The sequence below is a fragment of the Alkalilimnicola ehrlichii genome, from assembly GCF_003399765.1.
Taxonomy (GTDB): Bacteria; Pseudomonadota; Gammaproteobacteria; order Nitrococcales; family AK92; genus AK92.
In genome coordinates this window covers 35,556-48,802 of record NZ_NFZV01000004.1, presented here as the reverse complement: position 1 = coordinate 48,802, position 13,247 = coordinate 35,556, and the positions used below count along the sequence as shown (strand labels likewise).

The following is a 13,247-nucleotide window of genomic DNA, read 5'->3' as shown; positions in this document are numbered from 1 at the left end:
TCGCGAGATTCGCCAAAAGGCCCCATTTTTCCATTAAACTAGTGTCCCGGCCAGCCAAGTTTGCTACATTCGAGAAGCTGCTCGGGAGGCGCAGATAGCCCTTCGCACCGCGCCGCCTAACTAATAAGGCTCGTTTTCTGACGACCTATCCCCAGGACAGCGCCAACGTCGGCCGAGAACCTACTGAACAACGCCCCAACTGACGGAGTTGCAGATGGAATTTACGGTAAAGAGCGGAAACCCGGAAAAACAACGCACCGGTTGCATCGTCGTCGGAGTATTCGAGTCCCGCCGCCTGTCCTCGGCGGCGACGCAAATCGATAAAGTAAGCGACGGATTCCTCTCCAGCCTTGTTCGCAGGGGCGACATGGAAGGCAAGCAAGGGCAAGCTTTGTTGCTCGGCGCTGTTCCCAACGTTCTGGCCGATCGCGTATTGCTGATCGGTTGCGGTCGCGAGCGGGACTTCAACGAGCGCGCGTTCCGCCGCGCGATAACGACCATGGCTAATAAGCTCGACGAGTGCGGAGCGACCGAGGCAGTCTCTTATCTTAGCGATCTGCCCGTCAAGGGTCGCGATCTCGCATGGCGCATCCGCGATGCGGTACAAACCATCCATTTAACGCAATACCGTTTCGACCAACTAAAAAGCAAAAAGGACGCACCTCGCCGCCCTCTGCGCAAACTCATTTTTAACGTGCCAAGCCGCCGCGAGCTAACGCCCGGCGAAGAAGCAGCCCGAATCGGAGCAGCGATTGGCCGGGGAATGAACTATACCCGTGATCTGGGAAATTTACCCGGTAACATCTGCACGCCGACCTACTTAGGCGAACAAGCCGAAGCGCTGGCCGAGCGTTTTTCCAGCATCACGACCGAAGTTTTGGACCAGAGCGCGCTGGAAGAGTTGCAAATGGGCGCCCTCCTCTCTGTCGCCCGCGGCAGCCGACAGGCGCCCAAGCTGATCGTCATGCAATACCGCGGTGGCGCCAAAGACGATAAGCCCACGGTATTAGTCGGCAAAGGCGTCACTTTCGATACCGGCGGAATCTCGCTCAAGCCCGCCGCGGCGATGGATGAGATGAAGTACGACATGTGTGGCGCCGCCAGCGTTTTCGGCACACTGCAAACCTGTGCCGAGCTGGAACTGCCGATTAACGTGATTGGCATCGTACCGGCCACGGAGAACATGCCCGGCGGCCTGGCCACGAAACCGGGCGACGTCGTCACCAGCATGTCCGGGCAAACGATCGAGATTCTCAATACCGACGCCGAAGGCCGGCTCATTCTCTGCGACGCCCTAACCTACAGCGAGCGCTTTGAACCGGCCCAGGTTATCGACATTGCCACCCTCACCGGAGCCTGCGTTATTGCCCTGGGGCATCACACTTCCGGCCTGTTCGGCAATCATCCGCCCCTGGTCAACGAACTGATGGCGGCCAGTCGCAATAGCGGCGATCGCGCCTGGGAAATGCCGATGGGCGATGAATATCAGGAGCAACTGCATAGCAATTTTGCCGACATGGCGAATGTCGGCGATCGTTCCGCCGGCTCGATTACGGCTGCTTGCTTTCTGTCCCGTTTCGCGCAAAAGCTGCGTTGGGCTCATCTCGACATCGCAGGTACCGCATGGAAGTCCGGCAAGGACAAAGGAGCGACAGGTCGGCCGGTCCCGCTGCTGACCCAATTTCTGCTCGATCGCGCTAGTAGCGGCAAATAAGGCCCGGAGCACGACTTGGTAGAGCGAATCGACTTTTACATCCTCGATGAAAACGGTGGCGAAGGCTGTGAGCAGTTTACCTGCCGGCTGACGGAAAAGCTTATGATCAAGGTCATAAGATATTTATCCGAGCCGCTACGCCGGAGCAGGCAAGCACGGTCGACAAGCTGCTTTGGACATACCGCCAAGGCAGCTTTTGCCTCACGCCGGCGTTCAAGCGGCCGATAACGAGCCGATTGTCATCGGCACCGCGAGCGGCGAGAGGCAAGCGTTCGATCTGTTGATTAATCTCGCGGGCGATCTCCCGGAGGGCTGGCAAGGCTATCAACGCTTAGCGGAAGTCGTTGATCCGCGCACCGGCGCACTCCCCGCCGCTCGCGACCGGTTCCGCCAGTACCGATCGGCAGGTTACGAGCCGCATTATCACAAGCTGGGCAAGGCCAAACGATGAAAGACGACATCGACAACAATCTACAGGGTCTATTCGTGGTGCAAGAGGACGAAGCAACGCCCGCAGCAGGCCCCTCGCCTGCCCGCGAAGCCGACGACGACGAGCCGCTCTATGTCGACGACCGCGGCATACCGATGTTGTTCGATGTCGTGATGCCGGGCGAACATTGCAAAACAGCCGGCATCGCCCTGCTGCGGAAAAGCGAACTGGGACAAGCACCGACGGCCGACGCCCCCGCCAGCAAGAGCGATCTCAACGCGCGCATCGACGCCGCTATCGACGCGGCGCTACCCGCCGCCTCCGCGCAAGCCGCCGCGCTACTGCGGGAGAGTTTGTTTCCCGGCTTGGAGGCGCCCGCTACAGACACGTCGACCGCAACCCATCGCGATGCCGCATCGCGGGATGCTCGACCGAGTTCGTAGGACGAACGATGCCGCTTTCTTCGACGGCCCGACAGCCTGTTAACTTATGTTTGCTGCGCTACAATGCGCGCCAACCGAACACAGCGTAAAGACGATACGATGGAAAAAAGCTACGAACCGCATTCGATTGAACAGCGTTTGTACAAACGTTGGGAAGAAGCCGGCCATTTCGCCCCCAGGGCGAAGGCGAGTCCTATTGCATTATGATCCCTCCGCCCAACGTCACCGGCACGCTCCACATGGGCCACGCATTCCAGGACACGATCATGGACGTGCTGACCCGTTACCATCGCATGCGTGGCAAACGCACCCTATGGCAACCGGGCACCGATCACGCCGGTATCGCTACGCAAATGGTTGTCGAACGCCAGCTCAACGTCGAAGGTAAAACCCGCCACGACTTAGGACGAGAAGCATTTACCAAACGGGTTTGGGAGTGGAAAGCCGAATCCGGCGGCACGATCACCCAACAGCTACGCCGCATGGGCGCCTCAGTCGACTGGCGGCGAGAACGCTTCACGATGGACGACGGACTATCCGAGGCTGTCCACGAGGTATTTGTTCGCTTGTACGAAGAAGGCTTGATCTATCGCGGCAAGCGCTTGGTCAACTGGGATCCCGTACTCCACACGGCCGTATCCGATCTGGAAGTCGTCTCGCAGCAGGAAAACGGCAAACTCTGGCATTTCCGTTATCCGCTAACCGACGGCAGCGGTCATCTAGTCGTTGCAACGACGCGCCCGGAAACCATGCTGGGCGACACGGCGGTCGCAGTTCACCCCGACGACGAGCGCTATCGTACGCTGATCGGCAAGACCGTTAAGCTACCGCTGGCAGATCGCGAAATTCCCATCATCGCCGACGACTACGTCGACCCCGAGTTCGGCACCGGCTGCGTCAAAATCACACCGGCACACGATTTCAACGACTATGCCGTAGGCCAGCGGCACAAGCTGCCGCAAATCAACCTGTTTACCGTCGACGCCAAGCTCAACGACAACGCCCCGGAAAACTATCGCGGGTTAGACCGCTATGAAGCTCGACAAAAGGTGGTCGACGCACTCGATGCGCTGGGGCTTCTAGAAACGATCGAAGATCACAGCCTCATGGTCCCGCGCGGCGACCGCAGCGGCACGGTGATCGAGCCTTTCCTAACCGATCAATGGTTTGTCAAAGCCGAGCCGCTGGCCAAGCCGGCTATCGAAGCGGTGGAAACCGGCAAAATTCGGTTCATTCCGGATAACTGGAAAAACACGTACTACGACTGGATGCACAAAATAGAAGATTGGTGCATCAGCCGTCAGCTCTGGTGGGGACACCGAATTCCGGCGTGGTACGACGCCGAAGGTAACATTTACGTCGGCCGCAACGAAGCCGAAGTCAGGGAAAAATACCAACTCGGGGAAGAGCTTGCCCTGCAACAAGACGAAGACGTCCTCGACACCTGGTTTTCCTCCGCTCTCTGGCCTTTCTCGACGCTGGGCTGGCCGGAACAAACCGACGCCTTGAAAACCTTTTACCCCACGAATGTCTTGGTTACCGGCTTCGACATCATTTTCTTCTGGGTTGCCAGGATGATTATGATGGGCCTCAAGTTCATGGGCGACGTCCCCTTCCGCGAAGTTTATATTCACGGCCTGGTGCGGGATCCGGATGGACAAAAAATGTCCAAGTCCAAGGGTAACGTACTCGATCCGATCGATATCATCGACGGCATCGATTTAGAAACCTTGGTAACCAAGCGCACCACTGGGCTGATGCAGCCAAAGATGGCGGCCAAAATCGAGAAGGCTACTCGACGCCAGTTCCCCGATGGCATCGCCTCGCACGGTACCGACGCGCTACGCTTTACCTTCTGCTCGCTGGCCACGACCGGCCGCGACGTGGTGTTCGACCTAGGGCGCGCCGACGGCTACCGCAACTTCTGCAATAAGCTATGGAATGCTGCACGTTACGTGCTGATGAATACGGAAGGCGAAGATTGCGGCGCGACCAATGGCGATGTCAGCCTAAGTGTCGCCGATCGCTGGATCATCTCTCGTCTGCAACGCACCGAGCAAGAAGTCAGCCGGCACATCGAAGGCTATCGGATGGACCTCGCCTCCCAAGCCTTGTACGAGTTTATCTGGAACGAGTACTGCGACTGGTATCTGGAGTTATCGAAACCGGTATTACACAACGCAACCGATCCGGCAGAACTGCGCGGCACCCGCCGCACCTTGGTGCGCGTGCTGGAGGCGATCCTGCGATTGACTCACCCGTTTATGCCTTTCATCACCGAAGAAATATGGCAGCGGGTCGCGCCATTGGCAGGCCGCGAAGGCGACACCGTTATGCTGCAACCATATCCGGAGGCCGATGCGCAACGGATCGACACTGCTGCAGAAGAGGATATCGCCTGGATCCAAACCTTCCTCCTCGGCGTACGCCGGATTCGTGGCGAGATGAACATTGCGCCGGGGCGCCCGCTTCCGGTTTGCTGCAAACGGCAACGCGCAAGATCAACAACGGCTACAAGCCAACGAGAGCTTTCTCACCGCGTTAGGCCGACTGGAATCCATCACCTGGCTGCAAACCGGAGAAGAAGCGCCGGAGTCTGCCATTGCCTTGGTCGGCGACATGAAGATTTTGGTACCAATGGCAGGGCTTATCGATAAGGAAGCCGAGCTGGCACGTATCGATAAGCAACGCGACAAGCTGCGGAAGGAGCTGGACCGCGCCCGCACCAAACTCAACAACCCAAACTTTGTTGAGAAAGCGCCGACTGCGGTCGTGCAGCAAGAGCAAAACCGCTTAGCGGAAATGGAGTCCAGCCTGGCCACGCTCGACGAGCAGCACGCGCGTATCAGTGCATTATAAGTGGAAACCGACAACCGCCCCTCCAGGCTCCTCTTCTTAGAGGAGCGGGAGGGCGCTCCTACGATACGCCCGCAGAGCGCAACACCATCCTCACGACCAATGCGATCACTACTACAAAAACGACGGTAAAAAGAATCCCGCCAACAATAAACGCCGCCGGACTACCATGCTGAAAATCGCGCTGGCGCGCCTCCTCGCTCTGCACACCGAACGCGGCGGCGGCGACGCTTTTGGTTACCTGCCAGAAACTTGGCGGACGCTGCTTCTCGTCACTCATTATTTACCTCCAATCACCCGCATGCTCGCGAATTCCGCAATGCAAAACAGGTAACGCTTGCAACCGGAAGCCGCAAGGTATAAAAGAAAACTGAGTCTCATGCTCTAATCTGTGCATACCCAAGCCGTGTCGCTGAGCCGTAAACCGGGCATAGTGCGTACGCACCGAGAAATAGCGACAACTCAAACAAGGCTTTAGGAGCGTTTCCTTAGTTGATAAGGAGACAAATCATCGCGCTTCTCATGTAATCGAGTAGCGAAATTGCGCTATATCGCCGACCGAACAAAAGAATAACATAACTGATAACAACAAAAGGGGCCGTCATCGAGGGCCACCCGCTTGCTCAAGGAGGCCGCACCCGGTGAGGGATCACAGCGGGAAAAAGCGGAGAGAAAGCTATGTATCAACGCCTCATACCGACAATTCTGGGTCTTTTGGTCCTGGCTATCGCCCCTCAACAGCTTGTGGCGGACACAACGGCCAACACACCGACCGAGGCTTATCTGGCCTATCATCAAGCCCTGCAGCGGGGTCACCACGAACGTGCGCTATGGCCATATATGACCACTGAGGCACGCGAAGACTTCGAATCGCGCTTTACTCCGGAGTTGCGCAATCGGATGTTTTTCATGATGAAGGCAAGCTCGCCGCGGAATATCGAGGTTGCGGATGTTCGCATCGAAAACGGCCGCGCGACGCTTGAGCTAGTACCCGCCGACCCGGGCAACCGAACCGTCGGCACAGCCCATATGGAACAAGAAGATGGGGAATGGAAAGTCGTCGATGTCGTGTGGCAGCAGCGCTAACGTTCTTACCTATTCGCTAGCACTGCACCTGTTACTCGGAAGCATAGGCTAACTAGTCGCTACTCGCGACGAGTGTACCACCAGGCAGCTTGCGAAATCGGTTTCGATGCCCCTTATGCTGGACCCGCTCCCACGATATAACGGGCCATAACAACGGCATCTTCTCGCCCTTGATCGGCGGGATAGTAGTTTTTGCGGCGATCGATCTCGCCGAACCCTTCGCTGTCGTACAAACGCAGGGCCGGCTTATTGGAAGGCCGCACCTCGAGAAACAAGACATCGGCGCCGGCCCGTTCGGCCTGCGCCACCATATGGCGTAACAGCACGCGCCCTAGCCCCCGCCCCTGGTAGGCAGGGTCCACGCAAAGATTAAGCACATGCCCTTCGCCCGCGACCAACGACCAGACCACATACCCCGCTATTCGCTCATCGACCACACACACTTCGCAGCGATATCCGACCTTTAAACAATCGCGGAAAATACCTTCGGTCCACGGATAAGGGTAAGCGGCCTGCTCAATGGTAAAGACGGCTTTCACGTCCATACTCTGCATGGACCTAATCCGGTAGCTAAGGCGGTCGAGGTTAGCGTTCATAAGCGTACGCGAATCGGCTAAGCCGCATGTAAGAGTTTGAGCGCCTGCTTAAGATCCTGCCAAGCCTTCACCTTGTCGGCAGGGGAACGCAGCAAATAGGCTGGATGGTACGTAACAACGACCGGCGTGTCTCTCGTTTCCAAACGATGCACAGCCCCTCTTAGACGACCAAGCGGCGCTTGCGTCTGCAATAGATTCTGTGCCGCAACCCGACCGACCGCCAGAATGACATCCGGCGCAACCAACTCGATCTGCCGGCGTAGGTAAGGTGCGCAGGCAGCCGCCTCTTCCGGCTGCGGATCGCGATTGTTGGGCGGGCGACACTTAACCACGTTAGCAATGAATACTTCGTTGCGGGCAAACCCCATCGCCCGCAACATATTATTTAATAATCCGCCTGCCGCCCGACAAACGGCTCGCCCCGGCGGTCCTCTTCCGCCCCAGGGCCCTCGCCGATCACCATCATACGAGCTTGACGATCTCCTGTGCCAAACACCGTTTGCGTGCACCCGCTACGCAGCGCACACAACTGGCAATCGGCAACCTTAGCCGCCAACTCGTCCCAATGCCAACCGGCATCCGCCGTGGGAGCCGCCGCCGCTTCCGACACCGACGGCTCAAGCTCGGACACGGCCTCTTGTACAGTCGGCTGCTCAGAGGCTGCCGTGTCATGTCGTGGCACCCAGACATCGATGCCCATGCGTTGCAGATAATGATTACGCATAGCCTACAACGCCTCCCTGCTCGCCGCTGCGAAGCATCCACCCACGATTAAACGTCGGCTGCTTGCGGATGTGTACGATCCTGGCCAAGTAAGATTTTATTGATCGCGTTAACGTACGCTTTGGCGGACGCGATGACAATATCGGTATCTGCGCCTTGTCCATTGACTACCCGCCCCGCACGCTCCAAACGGACGGTAACCTCGCCCTGAGAATCGGTGCCGGTGGTAATGTTGCTAACCGAGTACAGCAACAACTGCGTGCCACTCGGCACCAGGGTGTCGATCGCCTTGAATGCGGCATCAACCGGACCGCTGCCGGGCGCGCTCGCATGCTGCTCCTTACCGTCAACCGACAGGGTAACCTCGGCTTCCGGCGTTTCCCCGGTGGCCGACGTTACGCTCAACGAAACCAATCTTACCCGCTCGTTCTCAAGCGCAAGATTGGCTTCGGTTACCAAGGCTTGCAGGTCGTCGTCGAAAATTTCGTGCTTCTTATCGGCCAACTCTTTAAAGCGAACAAACGCTTCGTTAAGCTGCTCTTCCGACTCGAAAACCGTACCGAGTTCTTGCAGTCGCGTTCGGAATGCATTTCGGCCGGAGTGCTTACCCAAGACCATGCGATTGGTTTTCCAACCCACATCTTCGGCCCGCATGATCTCGTAAGTTTCCCGACTCTTGAGCACACCATCCTGGTGAATGCCGGACTCATGCGCGAAAGCATTAGCCCCGACGATCGCTTTATTCGGCTGCACGGAAAAGCCGGTAATATTCGCGACTAAGCGCGAGGTAGGCACAATCTCCTGAGCATTGATATGGGTATCGCAATCGAAGAAATCCTGCCGGGTCCGCACGGCCATGACGATCTCTTCCAACGATGCGTTACCGGCCCGCTCGCCCAAGCCGTTAACGGTACACTCCACTTGCCGCGCGCCGGCACGCACCGCTGCCAACGAGTTGGCGACGGCCAAGCCCAAATCGTTATGGCAATGCACCGAAAATACCGCCTTATCGGCGTTCGGCACGCGCTCGCGCAGATAACGAATCAAGTCGCCAAACTGATCGGGTACGTTATAACCGACCGTATCGGGAATATTGACCGTGCTCGCGCCGGCATCGATCACGGCCTCTAACACGCGGCATAGGAAATCCGGCTCGGAACGGCCTGCATCCTCCGGCGAGAACTCGACGTTGTCGCAGAACTGACGAGCATACTTAACGGCCCACACCGCCTGCTCAAGCACCTCGTCCGGCTCTAGCTGAAGCTTCATCTTCATATGAATGGGCGAGGTCGCAATAAACGTATGGATGCGCCCTGCATTCGCCGGTTTTAGCGCTTCGCCGGCACGGCTGATATCATCTTCCCGTGCCCGCGCCAAACCGCAAACCACGCTGTCTTTTACCTGCCGAGCCACGGCCTCAACCGATTCGAAATCACCTTTGCTGGCGGCGGGAAACCCTGCCTCGATGACATCGACCCGCATCCGCTCCAGCGCTTTTGCAATACGCACCTTTTCTTCCTTGGTCATGGAAGCGCCGGGGCTTTGCTCCCCATCGCGCAAGGTGGTATCGAAGATAATCAAACGATCTTTGTCTCGACTCATCTCAGTCCCGCTCCGGATTGGCTGCGGCTATATATTTGTATGACAGTCCCACGCCCCATTGGTTGGCCCAATGAGCAACAAGCACGCCTTGACCGCTGATTCGGCGCGCACCCCATACACTGGCCGGTGGGGAGGATGGATACTGACGCTTACCTACTCGGCATGCCGCCTATTTGCAGGCCGGCGCATTCGCACGGCCGGCCCATAAATTTAGTGGCTTCCAATATAGCTGTTGCCCCTAGCCCCGACAAGCGCGCCACCCTACTTAGCGCGCAGCTGCCGGTGATGACGCCGCTGTATTACCGTCATGATTGGCCCTGACAACACGTAGACCATGAAGCCCACGAATAGCACCATTGGCGGATGCAAGGTCATGAACACCAACACCAGCACCAACGCCACTACCGCGATAAAGGGCACGCGGTAACGGAAATCGAATTCCTTAAAGCTGTAGTAACGCACATTGCTGACCATCAAAACGCCGGCCAGTACCGTCAGCCCGGCGGCGAAGAGATGCAGCGTAAAGCTATCCGCCGCCCAACGCTCCCCGACCCACACCAAACCGGCAACGACACCGGCTGCCGAAGGGCTTGGCAGGCCTTGAAAATAGCGTTTATCGGCAGCCGCCACCTGAGTGTTAAAACGTGCCAATCGCAGTCCGGCGCATGCGGTATAAATAAACGCCGCCGACCAGCCCAGCCGGGCCCACAGCTGTCCATGATCGGCCATATCCGCCAAAGCCCATTGGTACATAACCAAGGCCGGTGCCACCCCGAAGGACACCATATCGGCAATACTGTCGTACTGAACGCCGAAGTCGCTTTGCGTGTTGGTCAAACGCGCGATACGGCCATCCATACCGTCTAAGATCATCGCGACGAAAATCGCCCCGGCGGCTGTCGCGAAGTTGCCCTCGTTGGCAGCAATAATGGCAAAAAACCCGCAAATAAAGCGGCTGTAGTAATTAAATTAGGCAGCAAGTAAATACCGCGCCGACGGCGGGAGGCAGGCGCTTGTTCGACGCTCATAGTAATCCTCTTAATAAGGGAGTCCGTCTCTGCACAAGATAACCAATATCCGCACTCACGAAAACGTCTGCCGAACGCAGGAGGCTACACAAAAAAGCCGGGCTGAGCCCGGCTTTTCACTTAGACGCATAGAGATACTTAGTTCTTTTCGCGATCGACCAACTTCTTGGCCTTGATCCACGGCATCATGTCGCGAAGCTTAGTACCGACCTCTTCGATCGGGTGCTCGGCGGCGATGCGGCGCATAGCCTTGAGGGTCGCACCGCCGGCCTGGTTCTCCAAGACAAACTCTTTGGCGAACTGACCGGTCTGGATCTCTTGCAAGATCTCCTTCATCGCGCGGCGCGACTCTTCGTTAATAACGCGCGGCCCACGCGTGAAGTCACCGTACTCGGCGGTGTTGGAAATCGAATAGCGCATATTAGCGATCCCGCCCTCGTACAGCAGGTCGACGATCAGCTTCAGCTCGTGCAAGCACTCGAAGTAAGCCATTTCCGGCGCATAACCGGCTTCGGTCAAGGTCTCGAAACCGGCCTGAACCAATGCCACGGCACCGCCGCACAGCACGGCCTGCTCGCCGAACAGGTCGGTTTCGGTTTCTTCGCGGAAGCTGGTTTCGATGATGCCGGCACGGCCGCCGCCGTTAGCGCTAGCGTAGGACAGAGCTATTTCCTTCGCGCGCCCGGTGGAATCCTGGTGGATCGCGATCAGGCTCGGTACGCCGCCGCCCTCGGTGTAGGTAGCACGCACCAAGTGACCCGGGCCTTTCGGCGCGATCATGATGACGTCCAGGTCTTCGCGCGGGGTAATCTGGCCGAAATGCACGTTGAAACCGTGAGCGAAGGCCAGGGCCGCGCCTTTTTTCAGGTTCGGCTCGATCTGGTTGTTGTAGATGCTCGCCTGGTGCTCGTCGGGGGCCAGTACCATCACCAGGTCGGCTTGCTTAACAGCGTCTTCGATGCTGGCGGTTTTCAAACCTGCCGCTTCGACCTTCTTAGCCGTTGCCGAACCGGGACGCAGGCCGACCACGACGTCGACCCCGGATTCCTTCAGGTTGTTGGCATGAGCATGACCTTGCGAGCCATAGCCCACGATAGCGACCTTCATTCCTTGGATAATGGACAGGTCCGCGTCTTTGTCGTAGTAGACTTTCATCGTTCCCCCGTAAGGTGTAGGTATACCGGACAATCAACCGCTATGAGCGGCAACCGTAGGTTCTAGATACGTAAATGTCTTTCGCCGCGCGCGATACCGATCACGCCGGAGCGTACCACTTCCATGATCGGCGTTTGCCCTAAAGCGGAAATAAAAGCGTCGAGCTTCTCGCTGGTACCGGTCAGCTCGATCGTGAAGATTTTATCGGCCACGTCGATCACGCGGCCACGGAAGATATCCGCCAAGCGCTTAACTTCTTCCCGCGCCTCGTAGCTAGCAACGAGGACTTTAACCAACATCATCTCGCGCTCGATATGCGGGCCTTCGGTCATATCCATGACCTTGACCACATCCAGCAATTTGTTCAGCTGTTTAATGATCTGCTCGATGATCTGGTCGTTCCCTGTCGTCACCAAGGTAATACGGGATAAGGTCGCATCGTCCGTCGGTGCGACCGTGAGCGATTCGATATTGTAGCCGCGCGCAGTAAATAACCCCGCGATGCGCGAGAGCGCACCGAACTCGTTCTCGACCAGAATGGAAATGATGTGCCGCATAGTCCTACCGCAACCGTTTTGCATGGCCGACGACGCCGTCTGCCGTCGAAGCGACGCCAGCCATTTCGTCATCATCGCTATTGATCGGTCCGCCGTTAGCTTCGCCCACGCCGGCAGCGACGCAGACAGTGCTGTAGTCGTACGCTAAGCATGCGACGCAGGCAGAAAGGGGTAACGCTGATTAGCTTTCCCTTAAGCCACTGGACACGAAGTCGGGCGTTGGCGGACCACCGTGGGACTGCCGACTCCAATCACCTGGGGCGCGCGGCTAGCGGCTTGCCAGGGGGTCAACAACCCTTGTTAACCGCCGGTCGTGCCCGGCGGGCCGGGACGGTTGATCCCATAGCCACGCCTATTGCGACAGGCCCTGCGCGGTAAAAAGGAGAAAAACTACTGTGGAAACAACTTTCCGTCAAGGGAAACCCTGAATAATTCTCTTATATCGGCACTAGCCGACACACCCGCACTGGCCCGAAAAGTGCCATCGACCGCTGACAGACTTCCGCTAAAATAGAGATGGCGATAATCTCATAAACCAACCGTTCAGCTCTTTTGGCAAGCCTGTCGCACCCGCCGACGGCAGGTTAATGCAGCGGCGCTGGGCACTCATACACCACGATAATAACTGTTAGGACGTAGGATTGACATGGGCACAGGGATCACATGGAGTTTTGCGCTAACCGTATTGCTTGCATTACCGGCGGCGGCGAGCGGCGTCTACAGCTGGGTCGACGAGGAAGGTCGTCACCATTACGGGGCCACCCCTCCGCCAGGGGTTCATGCCGAACAGGTGAATATCCGGCGCGACGGCAGCCGAAGCGCGCCGCAACCGGCGGCGCGTTCGGGCGACGATTCCGACCGGCTAGAGCGCACCCAGCATTGCGATAATGCCCGCGCCAATCTCGCTGTACTGGAAGATTCCGGCATCCAACAGTTCCGGGACGAAAACGGCGAGGTCTTCAACTATAGCGCCGAGGAACGCGCCGAACTGATCGAAGAGACTCAGGCGCAGATTGCCTATTTCTGTCGCGATGAATAGGCAGCCGATGCAGGCCTT

At 57.7% G+C, this 13,247-nt stretch carries 9 protein-coding genes and 4 pseudogenes; 6 read left to right on the top strand and 7 right to left on the bottom strand.

What is annotated here, in order from left to right:
* Positions 1-214: 214 nt before the first annotated feature.
* The 4 genes and pseudogenes from CAI21_RS05140 to CAI21_RS05125 all read left to right on the top strand — a co-directional run bounded on the left by CAI21_RS05140 (position 215) and on the right by CAI21_RS05125 (position 5,446).
* On the top strand, positions 215-1,714 hold the full coding sequence (locus tag CAI21_RS05140; RefSeq protein WP_116301315.1) for a leucyl aminopeptidase: 1,500 nt from the start codon (positions 215-217) through the stop codon (positions 1,712-1,714).
* A gap of 80 nt (positions 1,715-1,794) precedes the next feature.
* Positions 1,795-2,165, top strand: a pseudogene (locus CAI21_RS05135) (DNA polymerase III subunit chi).
* The gene (locus tag CAI21_RS05130) at positions 2,162-2,587 is read left to right on the top strand and encodes a hypothetical protein (RefSeq protein WP_116301313.1); all 426 of its coding nucleotides are present in this window, start codon (positions 2,162-2,164) and stop codon (positions 2,585-2,587) included. Before CAI21_RS05135 ends, CAI21_RS05130 begins: the two are co-directional and overlap by 4 nt.
* A gap of 99 nt (positions 2,588-2,686) precedes the next feature.
* Positions 2,687-5,446, top strand: a pseudogene (locus CAI21_RS05125) (valine--tRNA ligase).
* 58 nt (positions 5,447-5,504) lie between these two features.
* Here the strand turns inward: CAI21_RS05125 and CAI21_RS05120 are convergent.
* Positions 5,505-5,723 carry a DUF2970 domain-containing protein gene (locus tag CAI21_RS05120; RefSeq protein WP_116301312.1) on the bottom strand — a complete coding sequence of 73 codons (219 nt, stop codon included), beginning with the start codon at positions 5,721-5,723 and terminating at the stop codon, positions 5,505-5,507.
* 398 nt (positions 5,724-6,121) lie between these two features.
* On the opposite strand from CAI21_RS05120, the gene CAI21_RS05115 reads away from it, so the two are divergent.
* Positions 6,122-6,529 carry a nuclear transport factor 2 family protein gene (locus tag CAI21_RS05115; protein WP_116301311.1) on the top strand — a complete coding sequence of 136 codons (408 nt, stop codon included), beginning with the start codon at positions 6,122-6,124 and terminating at the stop codon, positions 6,527-6,529.
* A 113-nt stretch (positions 6,530-6,642) separates the two neighbouring features.
* Here CAI21_RS05115 and rimI read toward each other — a convergent pair whose 3' ends face one another.
* The 6 genes and pseudogenes from rimI to ilvN form a co-directional block, all read right to left on the bottom strand.
* Positions 6,643-7,083: a ribosomal protein S18-alanine N-acetyltransferase gene (rimI, locus tag CAI21_RS05110; RefSeq protein ID WP_116301310.1), complete on the bottom strand. Its 441-nt coding sequence runs from the start codon at positions 7,081-7,083 to the stop codon at positions 6,643-6,645.
* Between the two features lie 59 nt (positions 7,084-7,142).
* Positions 7,143-7,588: pseudogene (locus CAI21_RS25805) on the bottom strand (uracil-DNA glycosylase).
* A 308-nt stretch (positions 7,589-7,896) separates the two neighbouring features.
* Complete coding sequence (locus tag CAI21_RS05100; protein WP_116301309.1) at positions 7,897-9,450, bottom strand: 2-isopropylmalate synthase; 1,554 nt, start codon at positions 9,448-9,450, stop codon at positions 7,897-7,899.
* Between the two features lie 261 nt (positions 9,451-9,711).
* Positions 9,712-10,478, bottom strand: a pseudogene (gene pssA / locus CAI21_RS05095) (CDP-diacylglycerol--serine O-phosphatidyltransferase).
* Between the two features lie 138 nt (positions 10,479-10,616).
* Positions 10,617-11,633 carry a ketol-acid reductoisomerase gene (gene ilvC, locus CAI21_RS05090; protein ID WP_116301308.1) on the bottom strand — a complete coding sequence of 339 codons (1,017 nt, stop codon included), beginning with the start codon at positions 11,631-11,633 and terminating at the stop codon, positions 10,617-10,619.
* Between the two features lie 62 nt (positions 11,634-11,695).
* Entirely contained in the window at positions 11,696-12,190 is a 495-nt protein-coding gene (gene ilvN, locus CAI21_RS05085; RefSeq protein ID WP_116301468.1) for an acetolactate synthase small subunit, read from the bottom strand.
* A gap of 646 nt (positions 12,191-12,836) precedes the next feature.
* Between ilvN and CAI21_RS05080 the strand changes: the two genes are divergently transcribed.
* Positions 12,837-13,229 carry a DUF4124 domain-containing protein gene (locus CAI21_RS05080; RefSeq protein ID WP_116301307.1) on the top strand — a complete coding sequence of 131 codons (393 nt, stop codon included), beginning with the start codon at positions 12,837-12,839 and terminating at the stop codon, positions 13,227-13,229.
* Positions 13,230-13,247: the final 18 nt, after the last annotated feature.